This window comes from Paracoccus angustae (assembly GCF_042648745.1).
Taxonomy (GTDB): Bacteria; Pseudomonadota; Alphaproteobacteria; order Rhodobacterales; family Rhodobacteraceae; genus Paracoccus; species Paracoccus angustae.
The window spans coordinates 329,786-352,571 of record NZ_JBHRXY010000002.1; the positions used below are offsets into that span (position 1 = coordinate 329,786).

The 22,786-nt window shown below is 68.3% G+C and carries 27 protein-coding genes and 1 pseudogene; 11 read left to right on the forward strand and 17 right to left on the reverse strand.

The annotated features are described in order from the left end of the window. Window positions 1–4: 4 nt before the first annotated feature. Window positions 5–1,189, reverse strand: coding sequence for an efflux RND transporter periplasmic adaptor subunit (locus tag ACFOM8_RS04675; protein ID WP_377759754.1), 1,185 nt, complete (start codon window positions 1,187–1,189; stop codon window positions 5–7). A gap of 114 nt (window positions 1,190–1,303) precedes the next feature. Here ACFOM8_RS04675 and ACFOM8_RS04680 point away from each other — a divergent pair, with 114 nt between their 5' ends. After that, the gene (locus ACFOM8_RS04680) at window positions 1,304–1,897 is read left to right on the forward strand and encodes a TetR/AcrR family transcriptional regulator (RefSeq protein WP_377759756.1); all 594 of its coding nucleotides are present in this window, start codon (window positions 1,304–1,306) and stop codon (window positions 1,895–1,897) included. Window positions 1,898–2,009: 112 nt separating this feature from the next. On the opposite strand, the gene ACFOM8_RS04685 is transcribed toward ACFOM8_RS04680, so the two are convergent. The 4 genes from ACFOM8_RS04685 to ACFOM8_RS04700 all read right to left on the reverse strand — a co-directional run bounded on the left by ACFOM8_RS04685 (window position 2,010) and on the right by ACFOM8_RS04700 (window position 4,821). Further along, window positions 2,010–3,419, reverse strand: coding sequence for an FAD/NAD(P)-binding protein (locus ACFOM8_RS04685; RefSeq protein ID WP_377759758.1), 1,410 nt, complete (start codon window positions 3,417–3,419; stop codon window positions 2,010–2,012). Window positions 3,420–3,435: 16 nt separating this feature from the next. Continuing rightward, the gene (locus ACFOM8_RS04690) at window positions 3,436–3,654 is read right to left on the reverse strand and encodes a hypothetical protein (RefSeq protein ID WP_377759760.1); all 219 of its coding nucleotides are present in this window, start codon (window positions 3,652–3,654) and stop codon (window positions 3,436–3,438) included. Further along, entirely contained in the window at window positions 3,651–4,256 is a 606-nt protein-coding gene (locus ACFOM8_RS04695) for an RBBP9/YdeN family alpha/beta hydrolase (protein WP_377759761.1), read from the reverse strand. The genes ACFOM8_RS04690 and ACFOM8_RS04695 overlap by 4 nt, the downstream gene beginning before the upstream one ends. A 91-nt stretch (window positions 4,257–4,347) precedes the next feature. Then, a complete protein-coding gene (locus tag ACFOM8_RS04700; RefSeq protein ID WP_377759763.1) occupies window positions 4,348–4,821 on the reverse strand; it encodes an Lrp/AsnC family transcriptional regulator in 474 nt (157 codons plus the stop codon). A gap of 180 nt (window positions 4,822–5,001) precedes the next feature. Here ACFOM8_RS04700 and ACFOM8_RS04705 point away from each other — a divergent pair, with 180 nt between their 5' ends. Both ACFOM8_RS04705 and ACFOM8_RS04710 read left to right on the forward strand, forming a co-directional pair. Then, window positions 5,002–5,454 carry an RrF2 family transcriptional regulator gene (locus tag ACFOM8_RS04705; RefSeq protein ID WP_377759765.1) on the forward strand — a complete coding sequence of 151 codons (453 nt, stop codon included), beginning with the start codon at window positions 5,002–5,004 and terminating at the stop codon, window positions 5,452–5,454. A gap of 183 nt (window positions 5,455–5,637) precedes the next feature. Next, window positions 5,638–6,340: pseudogene (locus tag ACFOM8_RS04710) on the forward strand (transposase); the annotation flags it as partial. A 141-nt stretch (window positions 6,341–6,481) separates the two neighbouring features. On the opposite strand, the gene ACFOM8_RS04715 reads toward ACFOM8_RS04710, so the two are convergent. From ACFOM8_RS04715 to ACFOM8_RS04735, 5 genes are all read right to left on the reverse strand, one after another. After that, window positions 6,482–7,090, reverse strand: coding sequence for an exonuclease (locus ACFOM8_RS04715; protein ID WP_377759767.1), 609 nt, complete (start codon window positions 7,088–7,090; stop codon window positions 6,482–6,484). A 155-nt stretch (window positions 7,091–7,245) separates the two neighbouring features. After that, entirely contained in the window at window positions 7,246–7,896 is a 651-nt protein-coding gene (locus ACFOM8_RS04720; protein ID WP_377759768.1) for a pseudouridine synthase, read from the reverse strand. Then, on the reverse strand, window positions 7,893–8,519 hold the full coding sequence (locus tag ACFOM8_RS04725) for a LysE family translocator (RefSeq protein ID WP_377759770.1): 627 nt from the start codon (window positions 8,517–8,519) through the stop codon (window positions 7,893–7,895). The genes ACFOM8_RS04720 and ACFOM8_RS04725 overlap by 4 nt, the downstream gene beginning before the upstream one ends. After that, window positions 8,516–8,893: a GFA family protein gene (locus tag ACFOM8_RS04730; RefSeq protein ID WP_377759772.1), complete on the reverse strand. Its 378-nt coding sequence runs from the start codon at window positions 8,891–8,893 to the stop codon at window positions 8,516–8,518. Before ACFOM8_RS04730 ends, ACFOM8_RS04725 begins: the two co-directional genes overlap by 4 nt. After that, window positions 8,886–9,338 (reverse strand): GAF domain-containing protein, encoded by a 453-nt coding sequence (locus ACFOM8_RS04735; RefSeq protein WP_377759774.1) that lies wholly within the window; start codon window positions 9,336–9,338, stop codon window positions 8,886–8,888. Before ACFOM8_RS04735 ends, ACFOM8_RS04730 begins: the two co-directional genes overlap by 8 nt. Before the next feature lie 60 nt (window positions 9,339–9,398). On the opposite strand from ACFOM8_RS04735, the gene ACFOM8_RS04740 reads away from it, so the two are divergent. From ACFOM8_RS04740 to ACFOM8_RS04760, 5 genes are read left to right on the forward strand one after another with little or no spacing between them, the layout of a single operon-like run. After that, on the forward strand, window positions 9,399–10,733 hold the full coding sequence (locus tag ACFOM8_RS04740; RefSeq protein WP_377759776.1) for an ATP-binding protein: 1,335 nt from the start codon (window positions 9,399–9,401) through the stop codon (window positions 10,731–10,733). Then, on the forward strand, window positions 10,730–11,353 hold the full coding sequence (locus ACFOM8_RS04745) for a response regulator (protein WP_377759778.1): 624 nt from the start codon (window positions 10,730–10,732) through the stop codon (window positions 11,351–11,353). Before ACFOM8_RS04740 ends, ACFOM8_RS04745 begins: the two co-directional genes overlap by 4 nt. A gap of 5 nt (window positions 11,354–11,358) precedes the next feature. Then, a complete protein-coding gene (locus ACFOM8_RS04750) occupies window positions 11,359–11,871 on the forward strand; it encodes a DUF2478 domain-containing protein (protein WP_377759780.1) in 513 nt (170 codons plus the stop codon). Beyond that, window positions 11,868–12,137 carry a sulfurtransferase TusA family protein gene (locus ACFOM8_RS04755; RefSeq protein WP_377759782.1) on the forward strand — a complete coding sequence of 90 codons (270 nt, stop codon included), beginning with the start codon at window positions 11,868–11,870 and terminating at the stop codon, window positions 12,135–12,137. The genes ACFOM8_RS04750 and ACFOM8_RS04755 overlap by 4 nt, the downstream gene beginning before the upstream one ends. A gap of 13 nt (window positions 12,138–12,150) precedes the next feature. Beyond that, window positions 12,151–13,077 carry an AEC family transporter gene (locus tag ACFOM8_RS04760; protein ID WP_377759784.1) on the forward strand — a complete coding sequence of 309 codons (927 nt, stop codon included), beginning with the start codon at window positions 12,151–12,153 and terminating at the stop codon, window positions 13,075–13,077. A gap of 3 nt (window positions 13,078–13,080) precedes the next feature. On the opposite strand, the gene ACFOM8_RS04765 is transcribed toward ACFOM8_RS04760, so the two are convergent. From ACFOM8_RS04765 to ACFOM8_RS04790, 6 genes are all read right to left on the reverse strand, one after another. After that, a complete protein-coding gene (locus ACFOM8_RS04765) occupies window positions 13,081–14,088 on the reverse strand; it encodes a sn-glycerol-3-phosphate import ATP-binding protein UgpC (protein ID WP_377759785.1) in 1,008 nt (335 codons plus the stop codon). After that, window positions 14,089–14,937: a sn-glycerol-3-phosphate ABC transporter permease UgpE gene (gene ugpE, locus ACFOM8_RS04770; protein WP_377759787.1), complete on the reverse strand. Its 849-nt coding sequence runs from the start codon at window positions 14,935–14,937 to the stop codon at window positions 14,089–14,091. Further along, a complete protein-coding gene (ugpA, locus tag ACFOM8_RS04775; RefSeq protein WP_377759789.1) occupies window positions 14,937–15,815 on the reverse strand; it encodes a sn-glycerol-3-phosphate ABC transporter permease UgpA in 879 nt (292 codons plus the stop codon). Before ugpA ends, ugpE begins: the two co-directional genes overlap by 1 nt. 55 nt (window positions 15,816–15,870) lie before the next feature. Further along, window positions 15,871–17,184 (reverse strand): sn-glycerol-3-phosphate ABC transporter substrate-binding protein UgpB, encoded by a 1,314-nt coding sequence (ugpB, locus tag ACFOM8_RS04780; RefSeq protein ID WP_377759791.1) that lies wholly within the window; start codon window positions 17,182–17,184, stop codon window positions 15,871–15,873. Between the two features lie 204 nt (window positions 17,185–17,388). Next, window positions 17,389–17,982 (reverse strand): restriction endonuclease, encoded by a 594-nt coding sequence (locus ACFOM8_RS04785; RefSeq protein WP_377759793.1) that lies wholly within the window; start codon window positions 17,980–17,982, stop codon window positions 17,389–17,391. 506 nt (window positions 17,983–18,488) lie between these two features. Further along, window positions 18,489–18,647 carry a hypothetical protein gene (locus ACFOM8_RS04790; protein WP_377759794.1) on the reverse strand — a complete coding sequence of 53 codons (159 nt, stop codon included), beginning with the start codon at window positions 18,645–18,647 and terminating at the stop codon, window positions 18,489–18,491. A gap of 178 nt (window positions 18,648–18,825) precedes the next feature. Here ACFOM8_RS04790 and yghX point away from each other — a divergent pair, with 178 nt between their 5' ends. After that, window positions 18,826–19,725, forward strand: coding sequence for a YghX family hydrolase (yghX, locus tag ACFOM8_RS04795; protein ID WP_377759795.1), 900 nt, complete (start codon window positions 18,826–18,828; stop codon window positions 19,723–19,725). Window positions 19,726–19,740: 15 nt separating this feature from the next. Here the strand turns inward: yghX and ACFOM8_RS04800 are convergent, their stop codons facing one another. Continuing rightward, window positions 19,741–20,466, reverse strand: a complete 726-nt coding sequence (locus ACFOM8_RS04800; RefSeq protein ID WP_377759797.1) for an SHOCT domain-containing protein — start codon at window positions 20,464–20,466, stop codon at window positions 19,741–19,743. Window positions 20,467–20,573: 107 nt separating this feature from the next. On the opposite strand from ACFOM8_RS04800, the gene ACFOM8_RS04805 reads away from it, so the two are divergent. Both ACFOM8_RS04805 and uvsE read left to right on the forward strand, forming a co-directional pair. After that, the gene (locus ACFOM8_RS04805) at window positions 20,574–21,632 is read left to right on the forward strand and encodes a hypothetical protein (protein WP_377759799.1); all 1,059 of its coding nucleotides are present in this window, start codon (window positions 20,574–20,576) and stop codon (window positions 21,630–21,632) included. Continuing rightward, a complete protein-coding gene (gene uvsE, locus ACFOM8_RS04810; protein WP_377759801.1) occupies window positions 21,625–22,785 on the forward strand; it encodes a UV DNA damage repair endonuclease UvsE in 1,161 nt (386 codons plus the stop codon). The genes ACFOM8_RS04805 and uvsE overlap by 8 nt, the downstream gene beginning before the upstream one ends. The last annotated feature ends 1 nt before the right edge of the window (window position 22,786 follow it).

Consider the following 22,786-nt stretch of genomic DNA (forward strand, 5'->3'; position numbering starts at 1 on the left):
GGGATCACTCCGCCGCCGGGGCGGGCCGGGCTTGCGCCGGGGCTTCGGCCGCCGGTTCCCGGACCACGCCGTTTTCGTCCAGAGTGACGGGCACGGGCGTCACCGCGGCCCCCTCGGACAAGGCGGACAGGTTGTCCACCGCCAGAAGGTCGCCCGGCTCCAGCCCCTCGGTCACGATCCAGTGGTGCCGGTAGGTGCCGTTGTCGGTCAGTTCCACCTGCGCGGCCTTGCCGTCGCGGACCACCCAGGCGGACAGCTGGCCCGTCTTGTCGCGCGTCGCGGCGTTCTGCGTGACCAGAAAGGCATCGGTCGTGCCCAGGTTGATCTGGCCGCGCAGGAACATGCCGGGCAGAAGCAGCCGGCGCGGGTTGTCAAAGCGGAACCGCGTGTCCACCGCTCCGGTCGAGGTCGAGACGGTGAAGCCCGGCGCGACCAGTTCCCCGGTCGCGGCATAGGTTTCGCCGGTCTCGAGGGTCAGCGTCGCCTCGATCTTCTCGGTTAGTTGCAGCCGCCCCGCGCTGATGTCCTCGCGCAGCGACAGCATCCGGGCCGAGGGTTCGTACATGTCCACCTCGATGGGGTCCAGGCGGGTGACGGTTGCCAGGGCCTCGGCCTGGTTCGCCGTGACCAGATCGCCCACCGACACCTGGGCCACGCTGGCCATGCCGTCGATGGGGCTGGTGACGGTGGTCCAGTCCAGTTCCGCCTGCGCCAGGGTCCGCGCGGCCTCGGCGGCCTGCAAGGCAGCCTGCGCCTGTTCCAGCGTGGCGCGCGATTCATCGACCTGCGCCTGCGTGGTGCCCGATCCCAGCAGCCGCTCGGTCCGGCTGAACGAGGTTTCGGCCTGGGTCAGCGCCGCGCGGGCCGATGTCACCTGCGCCTCGGCGCTGGACAGGTTCGCCCGGTAGGTGGTCGGGTCGATGCGGAACATGGGCGCGCCCGCCTCCAGCGCGGTGCCGGGCCGGTAAAGAACCTCGGTGATCAGCCCGCCGACCCGGGGCCGGATCGCGGCGTCCGCCTGGGCCACCGCCCGGCCGGGCAGCGTCACGACGCGCGGCACCGGCTCGGGCTGGACCGTCACCACGCCGACCCTGGGGGGCGGCGTCTGGCCATCCTGCGCATGGCCCGGCAGGGCGAGGCCGCACAGCGCCAGCAGCGCCGTGCAGACAAGGGGGCGGATACGGAACATCGGATGATTCCTTCGACATGGAGCACAAGAACGGCGGCGATTGCGCGCCTTGTTGCACAGTCGTGCATACTGTGCAATGTTTGCCTTGCATGAACATTCGGGGGAGGGCGCCACATGGCCCTGAAGTCAACGCTTCGTGATCGCAGACGGGTGCAGACCTCGCGCGAGATCCAGCGGGCGGCGCTGTCCCTGGCGCTGCGGCACGGATACGACGCCGTCACGACCGAGATGATCGCGGCCGAGGCCGGGATCAGCCAGCGGACCTTTTTCAACTATTACCTGAACAAGGACGCGGCGATCGTGGGCACCGCGCCCTGTTTCGACGAGGACACGGTGGCCTGGTTCCGCGCCTCGTCCGGGCCGTTGCTGGCCGATCTGTTGCAGGCCTTGCGGCGGTTGCTGAACGGCAGCGACCTGAACCGCGGCACCTCGCAGCTGATCGACCGGCTGCTGGACACGGCGCCGGAACTGCTGCCGATCTTCTATGGATCGCTGAAACGGCTTGGCGACCAGATCGCGGATCTGGCCGTGACCCGGATCGGAGAGGAGGCGCGCCCCGACGCCGAACTGCTGGCCGAGGCGATCTCTCACGCGCTGGCCGACACCTTCCGCATCTGGGCCAATGACGACGCGATGTCGGCGGACAGCATCGTCGACGTGGCCGCCGCCAAGCTGCAAGTGCTGCGCAGGTTTCTGGAACAGGTCTGACCGACCGCCATGCGCCTGGCGATGGCCAGCGCCCGCCTCGCCTTTGGCCCTGCGCAACCGCCGAGGCGGGCGGCGAGGCGCGATGCCTGGCCCTTGTTCCGCCCGCGCCGGTTCAGTCGGGTCGGATGAGGGCAGATGCGGCGATCAGCCGACGCGCCAGCCCCGTTGTCTGGTCCCGGATGTCGGAAATGGCGGTGATTTCCCAGTAGGCCGCGCGGGACGGGGGGCCGACGGCGAAGATCCGGCTGGAGGGCCTGCCCTGCGCGTCGATGACGGCGGCGTCCGGGGTGACGTCCAGCCCGAGGCGCAGCGGGTCGATGCGCGCCTGGCCATGGCGCAGCAGGCTTGCCACAACCGGCGTCGCGTTGCGTTCGGGATCGCGCCGGACGCCCCGGCAGTCGATGATGCGCGCGCATGTCACGCGCTGTTCGACCCGGCTGCCGCGGCATCGGATCACGGCCAGCAGCCGGCCTTCGGCATCGCGTTCGGCCCCCTGGAATCCGGCGGCCAGAAGGCGCATCCGCCCGGCGGCCATCGCCGCGCGGATCGGAGCCGCGCTTTCGGGCGGCAGGCGGTGGCGGTGAACCTCCCACCAGGGGGCCGCATGGCGCAGGAAGCGGGCGCGCTCTCCCTGGGGCAGCGCCTGCCAGATCGCCCGGACATGCGGACGCACCCCGTCCATGGCGTCGCGCCAGCTGCCGCCCGCCGCCTCGGCCTGGCGGGCGGCCCTGCGCAGCCAGGCCATCAGCCGGCTGACCGGCGCGCCCAGGGGGATGTCGCCGGCCGCGACCGCAAGGGAACGCATCGCGGCATGGACGCGCGGCAGCTGCGCGCGGCGCGAGACGACCAGGATCCCGCCGCAATGGCCGCGCCGCAGCAGGCTGAGAACCTGGTCCACCATCGACAGGCCCGATCCAATGATCACCACGCGCTCGTCCCGGTCGGGCGGATCGCCTTGTTCCCAGGATCCCCGCACCAGCCCCCTGGGGTCAGGCTCCGGCAGGGCGTGGCCCGTCGCCAGGACCGCCATGTCGGCGCGGATAAAGGCGCCGTCGGACAGGCGGGCCGCGACCCCCCTTCCGTCCTCGGCCAGGCCCACGCAGATGTCGCGCAGACAGCGCAGGCGGCGGGAACCGTCGCCGCGCGTCCAGGGGGCGATCAGGCTGGCCATGTAGGCGCCATAGGTGGACCGGCTGACGAAGCCGTCGCCGGGCTGCGGCCCCGCGGAGATCCCCTGTTCGGCCAGCCAGTCGCAAAAATGGCCGGGCCGGTCGGGAAAGGCGCTCATGCCGATGGCGCGGGTGTTCAGCAGATGGTCGGGATCGTCGGTGGAATAGGCGATGCCGCAGCCCAGCATGTGCCGCCCCTCGACGATCGTCACCCGGGCCTCGCCTCGGGCGTCGCCCAGCAGGTGGATGGCCATCAGCACGCCGCTGGCGCCGCCGCCGATCACGACGACATGGGGACCGGCGCCTTCGGCCAGCGGGGCCAGGGGGGCGGCCCGCGTCGGATCAAGGGTCATCGGGGGCCTCGCAGGCTTAGAACAGCGCGGCCGTCAGCAGCGCCAAGGCCGTCAGGCTGGCGGCGATCAGGATCGCGCGCGCGGCGCGGCCTGTGCCATGGACCGCGGCATCGCGTCCGGCGCGGCGCAGGTGCAGTTCGGTCCGGATGTCGAACATGAAGGGCACTCCGAAATCAATGACGGGATCGGGATCGGGATCGGCGCGACGCCGGACGCGGCGGGCGGGTGTCGTCATGGGCCCGGCGGGCGGGACCGGACCGGAGCCGCCTGCCCGAACCACCGGCGCAGGACCGATGGGCGTTCCGTCCGCCCCAGCAGCCGGTCGCGGATCACCTTGCCGCCCGGCCAAGGCCCGAAGCCCGAGGCCACGTTGACATGGCCCGCATGGCCCAGATCCACCAGGTCCGCGCCAAGCGCATCGGCCAGATCCCGGCTGCGGTCGAAGGCCATCCAGGGGTCGTTGCGGCTGGCCACCAGCACCGCGGGCACGTCCGGCGCGGTTTCGGGCAGCGGGCCGAAGCGGCGGATGCGGCGGCACTGCTCGGTGGGGGCCATCGGATCGGCGGGCGCGACCAGCATGGCGCCGCGCACCTTCAGCCCCGACCAGCGGGCCAGCATCTGCGCGATCAGCACCGATCCCAGCGAATGGCCGACCAGGATGCTGTTGGGGTGACGCAGGATCATCACCGCCAGGGCGGCCTCCCAGGCCTCGCGGACGGGGCGGCGGGGATCGGGCAGATCGACGATCATCGCGTCGGGGTCGGTGCGCGCCCACCAGTCCTGCCAATGGGGACCGGGCGATCCGTCAAGGCCGGGAACGATCAGGGTCTTGGACATCGTGCGAATCCTTCCGCTCTGTTCCGCATTAACACTACAATACTTGTCGTGATTTAGATCCCAAAGATCCCCCGCCAAAGAGAAGAAGGATCTAGCGGTCGCGGGTGTTGACCGGGTAGGCGGTGGTATAGCGCAGCCGCTCCATCGCGAAATGCGAGGTCAGGTTCTTGATCGGCACGGCGTCCGTCAGGCGGCGGTAGAAATCGTCATAGGCGGCCATGTCGGACACGGCCACGCGCAGCAGGTAGTCCATTTCCCCCGCCATGCGATAGGCTTCCATGATCTCGGGAAACTTGCGCACCGCGGCCAGAAAGGCGTCGCGCCAGTCGGCGCCGTGGTCAGAAGCCTCGACCCCCACGAAGACGGTCAGGCCCAGGCCAAGCCGCGCGGGGTCGGCCAGGGCCACCCGGCCGGTCAGCACGCCCGCCGATTCCAGCTTCTGGATGCGCTTCCAGCAGGGGGTTTGCGACAGGCCCACGCGGTCGGCGATCTGCGCGATCGGCCGGGTGGCGTCCTCCATCAGGGCGGCGATGATCTTGCGGTCGATAAGATCCAGGCTGTTCATGCGCGGTTCCTTTGGCAGCGTCGTGATGCCCAGGGTGCCAGAAAGATGACAAATGTCTAGCGTGATTGTCGTATATTTGGGGCGAATATGCGCCGGACCCGTCGCCGCGGAACATTCGCGCATGGGGGTCTTGCTAAATCTCGACCTTGAGTCGGGTGTTTTCCCGCCGTAGGGTGGGCCATGATCACGCAAAAGATGAAATACGCGCTGAAGGCGATGCTGGTTCTGGGCGACGAGGCCGCCCGTCCGGCCCCCGAGGCGCTGACCATCGAAAAGATCGCCCGCCGGTCGGACACGCCCAAGCGGTTTCTGGAACAGATCCTGCTGGAACTGCGCAATGCGGGCATGGTCAGTTCGATCCGCGGCCGGTCGGGCGGCTATCTGCTGATCAAGCGGCCCGGCGACGTTTCCATTTCCGAGCTTTTGCGCCTGATCGACGGTCCCATCGCCCCCCTGCCCTGCCTGTCGCGCCGCGCCTATCAACGCTGCGAGGATTGCCGGGACGAGGCCTCCTGCCGCATCCGCAAGGTCTTCGCCGAGCTCTTCTGGTCCTATCTGATCCTGATCGAATCGCTGACACTCGAGGACATGCTGCGGTCCGAACAGGTGGCGGATCAGGTGATCGGGGCGTAGAAGGGAGACGGCCTTGGGATTGGATGCAAAGGACCGAGGCCGTGTGGAAACTGGTGTTCGTGGTCGATTTTGACATGGCCGCGGGGGATCGGCATGTCGGGCTTCATCAAGGGCGTTGAGCGCGGGCAGACGGATCTGTTCCGGATCGTCTCGAGGACCGGATCAGCGAGGATCACCTGATCCGTGCTGTCGATCTCTTTGAACATGGCCGTTGACACCGAGACCCATCTGATCGTGGCGCATGACGTGACCAACCAGGTCCATGATCGCGACCTTTCTGGCGCCCACGGCAAAAGCCGCGAAGAATGCCCTGCGGCGGGACGACCTGCATGCGCTGGCGGACAAGGGCCATTTCGGCGGCCGTGAGATCCTCCTCTGTCATGAGAGGGGCATCACAACGACCGTGCCGCGTCCCGAGACCTCGGGCAACCGCGCCAAGGGCATGTATGTGAAAGCCGACTTTGCTTACGACCAGGACACGGATGTTTACCGCTGCCCAGCGGGCGAGGCGCTGAGCTATCGCTACACCACCGAGGAAGACGGCCTCCAGCTGCGGCGCTGCCGGACCGGCGAATGCGGCAACCCTTCGATCAAGTCACGCTGCACCACCGGCTAGGAACGCCGGATCACGCGATGGCAGCATGAGCATCTGATCGAAGAGGCTTTGACAAGATTGAAAAGCACGTCAGAGCCGATGACGGTCCGCCGATCTGCTGTCGAGCATCCGTTCGCAACGATCAAGGCCTGGATGGGCGCAACCCATTTCCTGACCAGGCGGCTGCCCCGCGTGAAGACCGAAATGGCGCTGAACGTGCTGGCCTACACCATCAAGCGGATGGTTGCCGTGATCGGCATCCGGAACCTCATGGCGGCAATCCGGACCTGAGAAGGCAGAGAGAACTTCCGTTTTTACATGCCGACCGCTTCTGCAATGCGACGCCCAGTCCGAGCACACACCACTTCCGGCGCGGAGAGTTTCCACGCAGACTGGTCCCTTTGCAGACTCTGGATCAGAATGGCTAAGAAGCTAAGCCAGATCTGACGGCCTTAGTTTTTCCTGCTGTAGGAGAGCTTGGAGGACGTAAGCAACAGAGAGGGCATCATCCAAGGCATCATGCCCTTGAAGCGGCGGATGCTCGATCTTGAAGTAATTGGCCAGTTGGTTGCTACGCGTCTTCTTGACATCCTCATATGGCATCCCCGCCTTTAGCAGGAGGGCACAAGCATTGCCGAACCGCGTGGCAGGGATCGGGGGCATCAATCCCTCTACATAGCAACTGATCGCAACCATATTGAACTCGTCCTTTCCCCAGGACCAAAGCCGTGCGCCAGAAGCAAAATCCTTTGTCCGCTCAAGAGCTTCTTCGAGAGGTAGCCCTTTTCGTGCAATGATGTCCTCCGCAATGCCGGTCAGCTTTGTGAAAAAAGGATCAAGCGTAAACTGCTCGCCATGCCGATCACGAGGAATGACGTAAAGGCGCAAGGTGTCCAGCAGTGGAAACTCCCCTTCCAGACCTATCTTTGCCGCGCCAATCTGAGCAACAACCGGATCGGGATCATAAGGCCCGCACCAGAAGCGTGAGGGTGAGCCTTCGGCGGTCAAAAACTCGCAGTCGAAAACCAGGGCATGATCCATTCTGCTACTTCCCCCAATTCCAGGGAAAGCCTATGCCCTCCGCTTAGGTTCAGGCAATTACCGCTTTGTCCCGCATAGCGGTCTGAATTACCATTGGCCAACATGCCGAGAAGCTTGAAGCGCCGGCAGCTCGCAGCATGGTCATCAGCACTGCTTTAGAACGGCGCCGCCTGGCTGAAGCTGACCTGAACCCCGCTGTCTGGATGGCGCAGGCGCAGGCTTTCGGCGTGCAGCATCAGGCGCGGATGGTCCGCCGCGGCGCCGGCGGCATACAGCGGATCGCCCAGGATCGGATGGCCGATCTGGGCCATGTGGACGCGCAACTGGTGGCTGCGCCCGGTCAGCGGGAACAGCCGCACGCGGGTTTCGTCATCGCTGGCCCGGATCACCCGCCATTCGGTCAGCGCCGGGCGGCCCTGTTCGTGATCGACCTTCTGGCGCGGGCGGTTCGGCCAATCGACGATCAGCGGCAGGTCCACCCGGCCCGTCTTCGGCTCCAGCCGCCCGGCGACGCGGGCGGCGTAGGTCTTTTTGACCTTTCGATCCTCGAACTGCTTCGACAGGCTGCGCTGCGCGTGCGGCGTCAGGCCGAAAACCATCACCCCCGAAGTGTCCTGGTCCAGCCGATGCACCAGCAGAACCGTGGGAAAGGCCCCGCGCAGGCGGTTGATAAGGCAGTCGCTCTTGGCCTCGCCCCGGCCCGGCACCGACAAAAGGCCCGAAGGCTTGCCGACCACGAGGATCTCGTGGTCGGCGTGGATCACCTGGGGCGCATCGGGCGGCGGGGCATAGGCGAGAACGCTCACTTCGTGACCAGCCGGATCGCCAGGCCCGCGAACATCACGGCGGCGATCTTGTTGATCAGGCCAAGGCGCTGCCCGATCACATGGCCCGCATAGCCCGCGACGATGCCGTAACCCATCGTGACCAGCGTCCCGGTAAAGGCGAAGATCAGCCCCAGGCCCAGGATCTGCTGCCAGACCGGGCCCCAGGCGGGGTTGGTGAACTGCGGCAGGAAGGCCAGCAGGAACAGCACCGGCTTGGGGTTCAGGGCGTTGGACAGGAACCCGCGCCGGATGATGTTCCAGGGCCGGACGCTGCCGCGCGCGGACGGATCGGCCGGTCCCGCGCGCCAGCTTTTCCACGCGAGCCACAGCAGATAGGCGGCGCCCGCGTATTTCACGGCCAGCAGCGCGCCGGGATGGGCCGCGATCAGGGCGCCCAGGCCCACGGTCGCCAGCGTCACGTGCATCAGCACGCCCAGGCCCACGCCGAAGCCCGCCAAGGCGCCCGCGCGCGGCCCGCCGCCGATGCCGCAGGCGCTGGCGAAGAACACGTCCTGGCCGGGGGCCACGTTCAGCATCAGCCCGCCCGCGACAAAGGCGGTCAGCTGCGCCGCGGGAATGGCGGCAATGGTGTCCCAGATCATCCTTGCGCTTCCTGCGGCAGGCCGTCGGCGATGTCGTAGTAATCGCCCTTGTCGGCCACGAAGATGTGGCCCTGCAAACGCAGGCCGGTGGGGCCGTCCACCGCGCCCGCTGCGACCTCGCAATCGGACGACCCGGCCTTGCGCCAGAACAGGCTGCTGCCGCATTCGGGGCAGAAACCGCGCTCGGCCTCGGGGGACGAGCGGAACCACTTGACCGGGCCGTCCAGCGTGAAGTCCCGGGCCCCTGCGGCCGCCCAGACATGGCCCGACCAGCGGCGGCACTGGCCGCAATGGCAGGCGTTCAGGGGATCGCCGCTCCAGGTGCCCTTGAAGGTGACCGCCCCGCACAGGCAGCGTCCGGTGAAATCAGACATCGGCGAAAACCTCCTCCAGAATGGCGGCCAGCCGGATGGCGTCTTCGTCGGTGAAGGCGTCGGGCCGGTCGCTGTCGATGTCCAGAACGCCGATCAGGCGGCCGTTGTTGCCAAAGACCGGCAGGACGATCTCCGACCGGGTGGAACCGGCGCAGGCGATATGGCCTGGAAAGGCGTCCACGTCGGGCACGATCTGCACCCGCCCCGTCCGCGCCGCCGCCCCGCAGACGCCGCGCGAAAAGGGGATCACCAGGCAGCCATGGCCGCCCTGATAAGGGCCGATCTTCAGCAGCTCGGGCGCGACCACGCGGTAAAAGCCGGTCCAGTCGAAGCGGTCGGAGGCATGGTGGATCTCGCAGGCCAGCGTCGCCATCAGCGCGACGGCGTCGGTCTCGCCCTGGGTCAGGGAGCGGATGCGGGCGTGAAGGGCGTCGTAATCTGTCATGGGGCCTTTCTATGCCGGGCGATCTTTACGGGCAACCGGGCCTCGGCCAATCTGCGGGCCATGAACCGCCTCACGCTGACGCAGCGCATTCTTCTGGTGATCCTGGCCGTGCAGGCGGCGCTGTTCGCGGCGATTGCCGTGGCCAGCCTGGAACGCGTGCGCCGCGACATCGCGACCGAGACGCGGCTGGCGGTGGAAACGGCGCGCGCGCTGGTGCTGGCCACCGTGGGAACCATGCACGGGGCGGTGCCGCCCGACCGGATCATGCGGCTTTTGCCCGAACGGCTGGTGGTGCCGCGCCATGTCACGGTGGGCACGGTCGACGTGCTGGACGGCGTGGTGCGCCGCGCCCCGGTTCCGGCCCCCGCCCCGGCCCCGGCCCCGCGCTGGTTCGCGGCCCTTGTCGCCCCGAACCCGATGGAAACCCGCCTGCCCGTGGTGCTGGAAGGGCGGCCGCGCGGCTATGTCTTCATCGCCACCGATCCCGGCGCGGAAATCGCGCTGGCCTGGCAGCACTTGTCGGCCTTTCTGGGGCTGGCGGCCTTGGGGGCCCTGACGCAGGCGGCGCTGATCCTGTGGGCCACCCGGGGGGCGCTGCGGCCTGTCGCGGTGATCGCCAGCCGCCTGGGCGACCTGCGCCGGGGCGACCTGACGGCGCGGGTCGGCCCGGTGGCCGGGCGCGACCTGGGGCCGATCGCCGCGGGCGTGGACGACCTGGCCCAGGCCCTGGCCCGGGCGCAGGCCGACCGCGCCCGGTTGCAGCGCCGCGTCGTCACGCGGGGCGACGAGGAACGCAAGGCCGTCGCCCGCGACCTGCACGACGAGATGGGCCCCTGCCTGTTCGGCCTCCGGGTCGAGGCCGACGCCCTGCGCGAGGCCGCCCCCACCCCCGCCATCGCGGCCCATGCCCAGGCCATCGCCCGGATCGCCGAGGAGATCGCCCGGGTGAACCGCGCCCTGCTGGGCGACCTGCGGCCCGCGGCCGTCGGGCAGCTGCCCCTGGCCGCCGTGCTGGCCGATTACGTCGCCGACCTGGGACGGCGCTTTCCCGATCTGGAGATCGGCCTGGATCTGGCCCCCGGCCTGCCGGAACCCGACGAGGCGACCGCGCTGACGCTGTTCCGCATCCTTCAGGAAGGCACCACCAACGCCCTGCGCCATGCCGGAGCCAGCCGGGTTTCGGTCCGCCTGTGGACCGATCCGGCCCATTGGCGGATGGAGCTGCGCGACAACGGGCGCGGCATGGCGCCCGGCGCGCGCGAAGGCACCGGCTTGACCGGGATGCGCGAACGCATCACCCTTCTGGGCGGCGATTTGCGCTTGTCCTCGGGCGCAGGGGGAACCACCATCGCCGCCAGCCTGCCCTTGCCGCAGACGGAAGAAGGATCGACATGAAATCCGCGCTTGTCATCGACGATCATCCGATCACCCATCTGGGCGCGAACCGCCTGCTGCGCGATCTGGGGTATGACCGCATCGGCCAGGCCATGTCGGGCGAGGAAGCCCTGGCGCAACTGGCCGGAGACGAGGCGCCCGACCTGATCGTGCTGGACATCAGCCTGCCGGGTGCGGGGGGCCTGGATCTGGTGGCGCCCCTGCGCGCCGCCGCCCCCGATGCCCGGATCCTGATCTTTTCCATGAACGACCAGACCGGCTTTGCCGCCCGCGCCTTGCAGGCGGGCGCGCAGGGCTTTCTGTCGAAGAACGCGCCCCCCGCCGACTTCCGCGAGGCCGTGCGGATGCTGGAGGCGGGCGAATTCTATCTGTCGCCGCGCCATGCCATGGCGCTGGCGACGCTGCGGGCGGGGGCCGCGGCCGATCCCCTGGGGGCGCTGTCGGACCGCGAACGGCAGGTGCTGGCGCTGATAGGCCGGGGTCTCAGCCTGCAAGCCATCGCGGACGAGCTGGATGTGAGCTACAAGACCGCCGCCAACACCTCGTCCATGCTCAAGAAGAAGCTGGGGGTCGAGGGGATCAACGGCTTGATGAAATTCGCGCTGGACAGCGGGGTATGAGGGCGATGCTGGGTTGGTTCGGTCTGGACAACGATGCCCCGCCGGGCGAGGCGGACCGGATTCTGGCGCGGCTGTCGGCCCGGCTGGCCGATGCCGGGCTGCGGGTGGCGGGCGCCGTCCAGCAAAACACCGATCTGGGCGCCGATTGCGCCTGCGACATGGACGTGCTGGTGATCGGCGAGGAGGACGCGCCGGTGCGCATCTCCCAGTCGCTGGGCAGCGGCTCGGGCGGCTGCCGCCTGGATCCCGGCGCGCTGGAGACGGCGGCGGCCCGGGTGTCGGCGCGCATGGCCGGGGCCGAACTGCTGATCCTGCCCAAGTTCGGCCGGCAGGAGGCCGTCGGGCGCGGCTTTCGCAGCGTGATCGCGCAGGCGGTGGCGGACGGCATCCCCGTGCTGCTGCATGTCCCGCCCGAGCAGCGCGCGGCCTGGGCCGATTTCTGCGGCGGCATGGGCGAGCGCCTGTCGCCCGACGCCTTGGCGGACTGGTGCCTGGACCAGGCGGCGGGCGTTCCGTGAGCGTGCTGGTCGATGCGCGCGGACTGTTGTGCCCGCTGCCGGTGCTGCGGCTGCGCAAGGTGCTGCTGGGCCAGGCTGCGGGCGCGCGGGTGCGCCTGCTTGCCACCGATGCCATGGCCGCCGTGGACGTGCCGCATTTTTGCGACGAATCCGGTCACGCGCTGATCGGGCAGCGCGATCTGGAAGACGGGGCGATCGAATTCGTCGTCGAAAGGGGGCCTTCCGCCCCCTCGGCCGCGGGCGGCCTCACCCCCGAGGGTATTTGAGCAAAGAAGAATCATGTTGGCCGTATTCCTGAAGACGCTGCCCTTTTTCGGGCTGATCGGCCTGGGCTGGCTGGCCGCGCGGACGCGGTTCTTTCCGCAGGAGGCGGCGGCCTGGCTGACGAAGTTCGTTTTCTATTTCGCGCTGTCGGCCATGCTGTTCCGCTTTGCCGCGGGCCTGGATCTGGCGGCGCTGTTCGATGGGCGCTTCGTGCTGGCCTATCTGGGCGGATCCCTTGCCGTCTGGCTGATCGGCATGGCGGCGGCGCGGGCGCGCCGCCTGCCCCTGGCCGAGGCCGCGATGGAGGCGCAGTGCTGCATGATCGGCAACACGGGCTTTCTGGGCGTGCCGATGCTGGTGGTGCTGCTGGGGGACCGCGCCATCGGCCCGGTGCTGATGGTGCTGACCATCGACAGCCTGGTTTTTGCCACGCTGATCACGCTGATCATCCATGCCGCGCGCCAGAACGGGCCGCGCCTGGCCAGCCTGATCCCCATCGGGCGCGGCATCGCCGCCAATCCGATGATCCTGTCGATGCTGGCGGGCCTTGCCTGGGCGCAGATGCGCCTGCCCCTGCCCGGCCCCTTCGACGAATTCCTGGCGCTGCTGGGCGGGGCCGCCACCCCCGGCGCGCTGTTCGCCATCGGCGCCAGCCTGGCCGGGCGGCGCATCGGGCGGCTGGCGGTCTCGGCCTGGCTGAGCGGGGCCAAGCTGGTGCTGCACCCCCTGGCGGTGGGGCTGGCGGCCTGGGCCTTGGGGGTCGAACCCTTTGCCGCGGGCGTGATGGTCGCCGCCGCGGCGCTGCCGGTGGCGGGCAACGTCTACATCCTGGCCCAGCATTTCGGCATCGCGCAACAGCGGGTGTCCGCCGCGATCCTCATGTCCACCGCGCTTGGGATCGTGACGATCCCGCTGGTGATGCTGCTGATCGGGCAGGCGTAGGGATCAGCCGATGCGCCGCCCGGTTTCGGGGTGGAACAGATGCAGCGAACCGGGGCGGCAGGCCAGCCGGACGGTGTCGGACAGCGGCGCGCCGGCGGGTATCGCCACGGTCAGCCTTTCGCCGCCCGTCTGGCCATGGACCAGGCGCTGCGCGCCCAGCTCCTCGACGGCCAGCACGTCCATCTCGATGGGACCGTCGGGGGCGAGGCTCAGATCCTCGGGGCGGATGCCCAGGGTCGCGGCCTGGGGAATGCCCGGCAGATAGGGCACGGCGCGGCTGCTGATCAGGTTCATGGCCGGGCTGCCGATGAAGCCCGCGACAAAGGTCGAGGCGGGCTTGCGGTAAACCTCGAGCGGCGTGCCGATCTGTTCGATCCGGCCCGCGTTCAGCACCACCAGGCGATCCGCCAGGGTCATCGCCTCGAGCTGGTCGTGGGTGACGTAGATCGAGGTGGTGCGCAACCGGCGCTGCAACTCCTTGATCTCCAGCCGCATGGTGACGCGCAGCTTCGCGTCCAGGTTGGACAGCGGCTCGTCGAACAGAAAGGCCGCCGGTTCGCGCACGATGGCGCGCCCCATGGCGACGCGCTGGCGCTGGCCGCCCGACAGGGCGCGGGGCTTGCGGTCCAGATAAGGGCCGATTTGCAGGATCTCGGCCGCCTGAGCCACGCGGCGGTCGATTTCCGCGCGCGGCGTGCGGCGGTTCTTCAACCCGTAGGCCAGGTTCTGGCGCACCGACATGTGCGGGTAAAGCGCATAGTTCTGGAACACCATGGCGATGTCGCGGTCGGCGGGCTCCATGTCGTTGACCACCCGGCCGCCGATGCGCACCGTGCCTTCGCTGATGCTCTCGAGCCCCGCGATCATGCGCAGCAGCGTGGACTTGCCGCAGCCGGACGGGCCGACCAGAACGATGAATTCGCTGTCCGCGATGTCGATGCTGACATCGCCCACGGCGCGGGTGCCGCCGGCATAGATCTTGCCGACCGTGTCGAGGGTGATTGAGGCCATCTACTTCTCCGTCTCGATCAGGCCCTTGACGAACAGGCGCTGCATGCCGATCACCACGGCCACCGGGGGCAGCATCGCCAGCATGGCGGTCGCCATCACCAGATGCCATTGCGGCAGCCCGTCCACCGCGTCGGCCATGCGCTTGATGCCCGCCACGATGGTGTAATAGTCGCTGCTGGTGGTGATCAGCAGCGGCCATAGATACTGGTTCCAGCCATAGATGAACAGGATCACGAACAGCGCCGCGATGTTGGTGCGCGACAAGGGCAGCAGGATGTCGCGGAAGAACTTCAGGGGGCCCGCGCCGTCGATGCGCGCGGCCTCGGTCAATTCGTCCGGGATGGTCAGAAAGACCTGGCGGAACAGAAAGGTCGCGGTGGCGGAGGCGATCAGCGGAACCGACAGGCCCGCATAGCTGTTCAGCAGCCCCAGATCGGCGACGACCTGAAAGGTCGGGACGATCCGGACCTCGACCGGCAGCATCAGGGTGATGAAGATGCACCAAAAGGCCATCTGCCGCAGCGGAAAGCGGAAATAAACGATGGCGAAGGCCGAGGTGATGGAAATCGCGATCTTGCCGCAGGCGATCAGCAGCGCCATGATCAGCGAATTCAGCATCATCGTGCCGACCGGCGGCGTGCCGCTGGTGGATACGCCCGCGTCCAGCATCCGGGCATAGTTTTCCACCAGATGCGGGCCGGGCCAGATCGGGATGGTGCCCGACATGAAGTCGGTCGCCGTATGGGTCGATGCGACAAAGGCCACCCAGACGGGCAGCGCCACGATGGCCACGCCGATCATCAGCGTCAGGTGCGCCAGAAGGTTCAGGCCGGGGCGGTTCTCGATCATCAATAGGCGACCTTCTTTTCGACCCAGCGGAACTGGACCACCGTCAGCGCGATCACGATCCCCATCAGCACCACCGACTGCGCGGCCGAGGATCCCATGTTCTGGCCCACGAAACCGTCGAAATAGACCTTGTACACCAGGATGTTGGTGGCCTGGGCGGGGCCGCCCTCGGTTGTGGCGTCGATCACGGCGAAGGTGTCGAACATGGCATACACGATGTTCACCACCAGCAGAAAAAAGGTCGTGGGCGACAAAAGCGGCAGGGTGATGTCGAAGAACCGCCTGACCGGCCCCGCGCCGTCGATGGCGGCGGCTTCGCGCAGGCTGGCCGGGATGGATTGCAGCCCCGCCACGAAAAACAGGAAGTTGTAGCTGATCTGCTTCCAGGCGCTTGCGATCACGACCAGCAGCAGCGCGTCGGTCTTGGAACTGATGTGGTTCCAGTCATAGCCCACCATGTCCAGGACATAGGGCATGATGCCGATGGTCGGGTTGAAGATGAACCACCACAGGATGCCCGCGACCGCCGGGGCCACCGCATAGGGCCAGACCAGCAGTGTCGTATAGATGCTGGCGGACCGGATCATGCGGTCCACGGCCACGGCCAGAAGCAGCGCGAATCCCATCGACAGCACCGTCACCAGCACCGCGAAGACCGCCGTGACCTGCAAAGCGTTCAGGTATTCCGGGCTGTTCCACAGCGCCTGGAAGTTCGACAGGCCCACGAAGCTGGTGTTGATGCCGAAGGCGTCCTGGCGCAGGAAGCTTTGCCGGATGGCCTGGGCCGCGGGCCACAGGAAGAAGACAAGGGTGATCGCCAGCTGCGGCGCCAGCAGCAGCCAGGGCAGCAGCTGGTTTCGGAAAAGCGTGCGCTTCATCTTCGCCTTGCCCTTTGGGACGACAGGGCCGCGACGACGCGCGGCCCCATGCCGGTTACTGGTTCTGCGCCTGGAATTCTTCCAAAAGCGCGTTGCCGCGTTCGACCACCGCGTCCAGCGCGCCTTGCGCGTCCTTGGACCCGGACAGAAGCTGCTCGAACTCCTCGTCGATGATGCCGCGGATCTGGACATAGTTGCCGAAGCGCAGGCCCTTGGAGTTCTCGGTCGGCGCGTTCAGCGTGATCTGCCTGATGCCGGTATCCGCGCCGGGGTTCTGGGCGTAGAAATCCGCCATCTGCTCCATCGCCGCCTGCGTGATCGGCAGATAGCCCGAGAAGGACGCCCAGTCCGCCTGCACCGCGGGCGTGGACAGGTATTCGAAGAACTTCGCCACGCCCGCGTATTCCTCGTCGGGGCGGCCCGACAGCACCCACAGCGAGGCGCCGCCGATGATGGAATTCTGCGGCGCGCCTTCCACGTCGTCGTAGAAAGGCAGCATCCCGTAGCCCACCTCGAAATCCTTGGCGTTGGCGATCACGCCCGCCCGGCTGGCCGAGCTGGCCATGTACATCGCGCAGTCCTGGGAATAGAACATCGGCGCCGCGTTGTCGCCGCCGACCGGGCCGCCGTATTTGAAGACCCCCTCGTCGGACAGGCGCTTGAGGTTTTCCCAGTGCTTGACCTGCACCGGGCCGTTCAGCGTCAGCCGCGCCGACAGCCCGCCAAAGCCGTTCCCTTCGGTGCCGATGGGCTGGTTGTGCCAGGCCGACAGGTTTTCCGTCTGGATCCAGCTGATCCACTGGGTGGTGAAGCCGCAGGTGCCCGCGCCCGAGTCGCGGATCTTGGCGCTGAATTCCTCAAGCTCGGCCCAGGTCTCGGGCGGGGTGTCCGGGTCCAGGCCCGCCTTTTCGAACATGGTCTTGTTGTAGTAAACGATCGGGGTCGAGCTGTTGAAGGGCAGCGACAGCATGTTGCCCTCCGTGTCGGTGTAATAGCCGACCACGGCGGGCAGGTAGGCCTGCGGATCGAAGGCCGCGCCCTGGTCGGCCATCAGCTGGTGAACGGGAACAATGGCGCCCTCGGCGGCCATCATGGTGCCGGTGCCGACCTCGAAGACCTGGACAACGGCGGGCTGCTGCTGCGCGCGGAAGGCGGCAATGGCTGCGGTCATCGTTTCCGGGTAGGTGCCCTTGTAGGACGGCACGACCGTGTATTCATCCTGGGCATCGTTGAAGCCCTTGGTGATTTCCTCCAGCTTGGCGCCCAGTTCGCCGCCCATGGCGTGCCACCACTGGATTTCCGTCTGGGCCTGGGCGGCCGACAGCGACGCGGCCAGCGCCAGCGCGGACGCCGTGAAAAGTCGGTTCATGATTATCCTCCCTTGTGGAGTTGCGGTTCGCGCCCGGGCCTAGCGGGCCCCGGTGACGCGAACGCGACATTCGCATGACGGAAGGGTGACATCGTTCGGGAAACGGGTCAATGAGGCTAAACCGCTGGCGGCATTGGCCTTCTGGCCTGCCGTAGCGTCAAGAAGCCTGCCGTGGCCCGCCCTTGTTCGCCCGATCCAAGCCCCTCAGGTCAGCTTGCGCAGGCGGGGAATGTCCTTGACATGCAGCAGATGGACGCCGGTGCGCCGGGACAAGTCCCTGGCGCTTTGGGTGTAATGGCCGGTGGTGATCACCACGGCCATGTCGACGCGGTGAAAGGCGCGGCCGGAAAAGGCCTCTTGCACCGCCTTGTTGCCGACGGGGCCGCCGTAGCGCTTGCACTGGATGCCCACCTTTCTGCCGTCGCGCCGGGCGATGATGTCGATGCCCTGGTCCCCCGAGCCCGCCGTGACATCGGCGCGCCAGCCGTGCATTTCCAGCCGGCCCGCGACCCATTGCTCGAAGGCATGGCCGTCGGCGGGGCAGAAGGACGGGCGGCGCGGCGCCGCTTTCCCGGAACGGCGCCTTCCCCCGCGCCGCGCGGTTTTCCGGCGCAGCAGAAGCGCGGGCAGCAGCAGCCCGGCCAGGACGATGCCCAGAACCATCGGCTTCGGATCCGGCCCGGTCTCGGCCGCGGTGCCCGCAAAGGACGCCATCAGAAAGCCGCAGATCACGACAAGCGTGGCGGACAGAACGGCGTATCTGAAAAAATAGAAGACGGTCGAGATCAGATGGCGCATTTCCGTTCGATGCCGGGAGAACAACATGCCCCGAGCGCGGGCGACCCGAGGAAGCACATCCTAGGGGAAGAACGAAGCGTCAACAATTCTTGAATCGCGCGACCGGCACTCTTGGCATTTCAAGGCGTTCCGGGCGGCGGCCAGGGCGGATCGGCAATCGGCGGACAGGCGCGCGGCGCCGTTCGCCGGGCGGGAACGGAAGGAACAAGGAACCACGGGCGTTTTCCCGCCCCTCCGCGCCGAGGCTGCCGGGAACGGCACTTGCCGGGGCGGATAACGCGCCGCGCGGGCAAGTCGCAGGCCCGGATGCCGTGCCTCAGATCGCGCGCCCCAGATCGCGCGCCCCGAACCGTGCCCCGAACCGTGCCCGTGCCGGCGGCCTGCCAAGGGAAGGCCGTTCCCGCCTTTCGCCCTGCCATTCGCTCCGCCAAGGGTTCTTCCGGGCCCGGCAGCGATCCGCCGGGCGATCGGCTTCAGCACGTTGCGGGCCCTCGCTCCGCCGGGGGTCAGCCCCCGCCGATGCCCGTCGTCACCTTGCCCGTGCCGCCGCATTCAGGGCATTCCTTGCCGTCGGCCCGCCCGCTGCCCTCGCATCTGCGGCAGATGTTCTCGCCCGATCCGGGCACGCCGGGCGGCACGGCATCGGAATTTTCCTTGTCGCTCATCGCGGCCTCCTCTGCATGTCCTTGTTCCAGTCAACACAAAGCGCCTGGCCCCGTTCCGCCAGACGGCGACGGAATGGCGCCGCCGCCGGAAAGGCGCCCGCTTTCAGAACTGTGATGCGCCTCCGCGGCATTTTGGTTCTAGGATTTCACCCGCACCCCCCGGATGAAGGGATTTCCCATGGCACGCCTGACCGCGAAGGACTTTCCGCCCGAACTGCTGGAGCTTTACGATTTCTACGCCCATGGCCGGATCACCAAGCGCGAATTCCTGGACCGCGCGGCCAAACACGCGGTGGGCGGGATGACCGCGCTGGCGCTTTTGAACATCCTCGGCCCCGATTACGCGTTGGCCCGGCAGGTGGACTTCACCGATCCCGGCATCCTTGCCGAATACGTCACCTACCCCTCGCCCGAGGGACACGGGACGGTGCGCGCCTATCTGGTCCGCCCCGCCCGGGACGGCGTCGCGGTCGAGACCCCTGCGGGCGGCGTCGTGGTGGTGCACGAGAACCGGGGCCTCAACCCCTATATCGAGGATGTGGCGCGGCGCGTGGCCAAGGCGGGCTATGTGGCGCTGGCGCCGGACGGGCTGACCTCGAAGGGGGGCTATCCGGGCAACGACGAGAAGGGCCGGGAATTGCAGCGCGAGGTCGATCCCGCGAAGCTGATGAACGATTTCTTCGCCGCCATCGCCTTCCTGCTGGACAGCCCCATGACCAACGGCAAGGTCGGGATCACCGGCTTCTGCTATGGCGGCGGCGTGTCGAACGCGGCGGCGGCCGCCTTTCCCGAACTGGCCGCCGCCGTGCCCTTCTACGGCCGCCAGGCGCCGGTCGAGGACGTGCCCAGGATCAAGGCCCCGCTGCTGCTGCACTTCGCCGAAACCGACGAGAACGTCAACAAGGGCTGGCCCGCCTACGAGGCCGCGCTGAAGGAGCACGGCAAGACCTACGAGGCGCATGTCTATCCCGGCACCAATCACGGCTTTCACAACGATTCGACGCCCCGATACGACGAGGCGGCGGCAACGCTGGCCTGGGACCGGACCTTGGACTGGTTCGGCAGATACCTGGGCTGAACCGGCGGGCGGCCCTTAAAGCCGCGCCAGCAGTTCGGCCTTCTTCGCGTCGAACTCGGCCTGGGTCAGGATGCCGCGCGTCAGCAGCGCGTGAAGCTGCTCGATCATGGCCGGGATCGACCCTTCCGCTACAGCCGGTCCGGGCCGCGCCTCGGGTGCGGGGGCGAGGGCGGGGGCGGGGGCAGGGTCAGGGGCGGTGTCCGGGGCGGCGACCGGGGCCAGGCTGTCCAGCGGCACCGGCCCGCGCCGGCTGGCGAAGGACAGCGCATGGCCGCCGCCCTGCTGCTGGGACACGCCGCTGATCTGGTGCTCGCCCGTGTCGTAAAGAAACATCCGCCCGCCGCGCATCACGGCCAGCCGCTTTGCCGCGGGAAAGACGGCATAGCGCATGTCGTTCTGCGACCCGCTGGAGGATGGCGCCCCGAGCCAGGACGGCCAGTCCAAGGCATCGCCGGGGTTCGGGGCCTGCGGGGCGGAGGCGGCCGGTCCGGCAAGGCCCGACAGATCGCGGATCAGGCCTTGGACCCGGGCCTTCAGGCCGGTGCCGGACATGTCCCCGACCATCAGCATGCCGCCGGACCACTGGCCCATGCCGCCGAACTCGGGGTGGTCGAACTGCGCCTGCCGCCCAAGGCCCCGCGCCAGCGCGGCCAGCATCGCCTCGGCCGCATCAGGGCTGAAACCGTGCCGCCGCGCGGCCTTTGCGACACGGTCGCGCCTTTCTTCGTCGGTCGATCGCATGCCGGACCCTCCGCCGTTCCGCGCCGCCTTTGTCCTGAAACGCCCGCCGGGGACCGGTCCGTTCCCATGACCCGTGAAACCGGGCGGCCCCTGCGACGTTGGGCACCATGTCCGACCCCCGCCCCCAATGCCCTGCCGACGTGGCCCCCGCCTTCCGGGCGGCCCTTGACCGCTTCGACCCGGGCCGGCGCCCGCTGATCCTGGGCCATTTCGACGCCGATGGGCTGTCCGCGGTGGCGATCCTGGCCCGCGCCCTGGACCGAGCGGGCCGTCCCGCCGACATCCGCGTGACCGGCAAGGGCGAAAATCCCTGGTCCCCCGCGCTTCGGGCGGAACTGGAAGAACGGCAGCCCGGCGGGCTGATCGTGACCGATCTGGGCATCCGCCAGGGCGACATCCTGCCGGGCCTGCCCACGGTTCTAGTCGATCACCACGTGCCCACAGGCACGCCGGGCGAGGCGGCGGTGATCTCGGGCAATGGCTGGCGGCCGGAACCCACCTCGTCGCTGCTGGCCTTCTGGTGCGCGCAGGCCCTGGGCGACAACGACGACCTGCTGTGGCTTGCGGCCCTGGGGCTGATCGGCGACATGGCCGGAGAGGATTTCCCGCAGCTGGCCGATGCGCAGGCGCGCTATGGCAAGACCGCGCTGCGCGACGCGGTGTCGCTGGTCAACGCGCCCCGCCGGACGGCCCGGGCCGATGCCAGCCCGGCGCTGGCGCTGCTGCTGCGGTGCGGATCGCCCAAGGATCTGCTGAAGGGCGGCCATCCCGAAACCGCCCTGTTGCAGGCCGCCAAGGCCGAGGTCGCGGCGGAACTGGACGCGGCCCGGCGCACCCCGCCGAAGGTGCGCGGGGATGTCGCGCTGATCCGCTTTTCCTCGCCTTGCCAGGTCCACCCGCTGGTGGCGCAGGCCTGGCGCGGGCGGCTGCGCGACAAGATCGTGCTGGCCGTCAACACCGGCTACCGGCCCGGCTGGATCCATTTCGCCGCCCGCAGCGCCACCGGCACGGATCTGATCCGCTTTCTGGCCGATCACCGCCCGCCCGGCGCGGGCCCCGAATACGGCAGCGGCCACGCCCAGGCCACGGGCGGCGCGCTTCGCCCCGCCGTGTGGGCCGATTTCGCCGCCCGGATCGGCTTTCCCGAGGAGACCGCGCATGACTGATCGACCGCTCCGCCTGGGCTTTCCCGTCAAGGTGATGGGACGGCCCGGACTGAAAAGCAACGACACCCGGCGCTGGCGGCAGAACCCGCATCTCAAGACCTCGCTGGAACACGTGGACGCGATCCTGGACTACATGGCCCAGGTGGGCATCGACATGTACCGGATGTCCTCGGATCTGGCGCCCTATGCCACGCATCCCGACATGCCGCAGTTCCACGCCATGGTGGCCGAAAGCGACGCCGAGCTTGCGGCGCTCGGGCGCAAGGCGCGCGGGCTGGACATGCGGCTGTCCTTTCACCCTTCCCAGTTCGTGCTGCTGAACAGCCCCGATCCGGCGCTGACGGCGAAAAGCATCTGGGATCTGGCCTCGCAGGCCGAGATTCTGGACCGGATGGGCATGGGGCCGGAAGGCGTTCTGGTCACCCATGTCGGGGGCGTCTACGACGACCGCGAGGCAAGCCGCGCCCGCTGGATCGAGGGTTACGAGCAATGCCCCGACCATGTCCGCCGCCGGCTGGTCCTGGAAAACGACGACATCCGCTTTTCCGCCGCCGACGTGCTGTGGATCCACGACCGCTGCGGGGTGCCGCTGATCTTCGACTACCAGCATTTCTGGTGCCTCAACCCCGAGGGGCTGGCGCTGCGTCCCACGCTGGAACGCTTTGTCCGCTCGTGGCCGGCCGGCGTGCGGCCGAAGATCCATTTCTCCTCGCCCCGGACCGAATTGCGGGAAATCAAGCGCAAGGTGACCGACAAGGAGCGCGAGGCCCTGAAATCGGCGGGTCCGGCCAAGGGCGGCGCGCCGACCAAGGAGGTGGTGAAACCCACGTCGCGCTTCAAGACGGTGCTGCTGCCGCCCGTCTGGACGGGCCACGCGGATTTCACAAACCCGTTCGAATTCGCGACCTTCATGCGCGAGGCGCAGGGTCTCGAGTTCGACGTGATGCTGGAAGCCAAGACCAAGGATCTGTCGCTTCTGAAGCTGCGGGGAGATCTTCTCCGCTATGCGCCCGAGGTGGCGGCGCGATTTGGCGTGGACCCCGGGGAAGCCTCCGATCTGGCCGAGACCGAGGAGATGCCGGACGAAGGGGTCGAGGCCGACGATTCGCCCGACGTGGACGAAGGCGACCAGCTGGCATCCGCGAGGGCCTGAG

Bases quoted from the DNA above. Each gene is read 5' to 3' on its own strand.
- ACFOM8_RS04675 (WP_377759754.1), bottom strand. From the start codon at position 1,189: ATGTTCCGTATCCGCCCCCTTGTCTGCACGGCGCTGCTGGCGCTGTGC.
- ACFOM8_RS04680 (WP_377759756.1), top strand. From the start codon at position 1,304: ATGGCCCTGAAGTCAACGCTTCGTGATCGCAGACGGGTGCAGACCTCG.
- ACFOM8_RS04685 (WP_377759758.1), bottom strand. From the start codon at position 3,419: ATGACCCTTGATCCGACGCGGGCCGCCCCCCTGGCCCCGCTGGCCGAA.
- ACFOM8_RS04690 (WP_377759760.1), bottom strand. From the start codon at position 3,654: ATGACGACACCCGCCCGCCGCGTCCGGCGTCGCGCCGATCCCGATCCC.
- ACFOM8_RS04695 (WP_377759761.1), bottom strand. From the start codon at position 4,256: ATGTCCAAGACCCTGATCGTTCCCGGCCTTGACGGATCGCCCGGTCCC.
- ACFOM8_RS04700 (WP_377759763.1), bottom strand. From the start codon at position 4,821: ATGAACAGCCTGGATCTTATCGACCGCAAGATCATCGCCGCCCTGATG.
- ACFOM8_RS04705 (WP_377759765.1), top strand. From the start codon at position 5,002: ATGATCACGCAAAAGATGAAATACGCGCTGAAGGCGATGCTGGTTCTG.
- ACFOM8_RS04715 (WP_377759767.1), bottom strand. From the start codon at position 7,090: ATGGATCATGCCCTGGTTTTCGACTGCGAGTTTTTGACCGCCGAAGGC.
- ACFOM8_RS04725 (WP_377759770.1), bottom strand. From the start codon at position 8,519: ATGATCTGGGACACCATTGCCGCCATTCCCGCGGCGCAGCTGACCGCC.
- ACFOM8_RS04730 (WP_377759772.1), bottom strand. From the start codon at position 8,893: ATGTCTGATTTCACCGGACGCTGCCTGTGCGGGGCGGTCACCTTCAAG.
- ACFOM8_RS04735 (WP_377759774.1), bottom strand. From the start codon at position 9,338: ATGACAGATTACGACGCCCTTCACGCCCGCATCCGCTCCCTGACCCAG.
- ACFOM8_RS04740 (WP_377759776.1), top strand. From the start codon at position 9,399: ATGAACCGCCTCACGCTGACGCAGCGCATTCTTCTGGTGATCCTGGCC.
- ACFOM8_RS04745 (WP_377759778.1), top strand. From the start codon at position 10,730: ATGAAATCCGCGCTTGTCATCGACGATCATCCGATCACCCATCTGGGC.
- ACFOM8_RS04750 (WP_377759780.1), top strand. From the start codon at position 11,359: ATGCTGGGTTGGTTCGGTCTGGACAACGATGCCCCGCCGGGCGAGGCG.
- ACFOM8_RS04760 (WP_377759784.1), top strand. From the start codon at position 12,151: ATGTTGGCCGTATTCCTGAAGACGCTGCCCTTTTTCGGGCTGATCGGC.
- ACFOM8_RS04765 (WP_377759785.1), bottom strand. From the start codon at position 14,088: ATGGCCTCAATCACCCTCGACACGGTCGGCAAGATCTATGCCGGCGGC.
- ugpE (WP_377759787.1), bottom strand. From the start codon at position 14,937: ATGATCGAGAACCGCCCCGGCCTGAACCTTCTGGCGCACCTGACGCTG.
- ugpA (WP_377759789.1), bottom strand. From the start codon at position 15,815: ATGAAGCGCACGCTTTTCCGAAACCAGCTGCTGCCCTGGCTGCTGCTG.
- ugpB (WP_377759791.1), bottom strand. From the start codon at position 17,184: ATGAACCGACTTTTCACGGCGTCCGCGCTGGCGCTGGCCGCGTCGCTG.
- ACFOM8_RS04785 (WP_377759793.1), bottom strand. From the start codon at position 17,982: ATGCGCCATCTGATCTCGACCGTCTTCTATTTTTTCAGATACGCCGTT.
- ACFOM8_RS04790 (WP_377759794.1), bottom strand. From the start codon at position 18,647: ATGAGCGACAAGGAAAATTCCGATGCCGTGCCGCCCGGCGTGCCCGGA.
- yghX (WP_377759795.1), top strand. From the start codon at position 18,826: ATGGCACGCCTGACCGCGAAGGACTTTCCGCCCGAACTGCTGGAGCTT.
- ACFOM8_RS04800 (WP_377759797.1), bottom strand. From the start codon at position 20,466: ATGCGATCGACCGACGAAGAAAGGCGCGACCGTGTCGCAAAGGCCGCG.
- ACFOM8_RS04805 (WP_377759799.1), top strand. From the start codon at position 20,574: ATGTCCGACCCCCGCCCCCAATGCCCTGCCGACGTGGCCCCCGCCTTC.
- uvsE (WP_377759801.1), top strand. From the start codon at position 21,625: ATGACTGATCGACCGCTCCGCCTGGGCTTTCCCGTCAAGGTGATGGGA.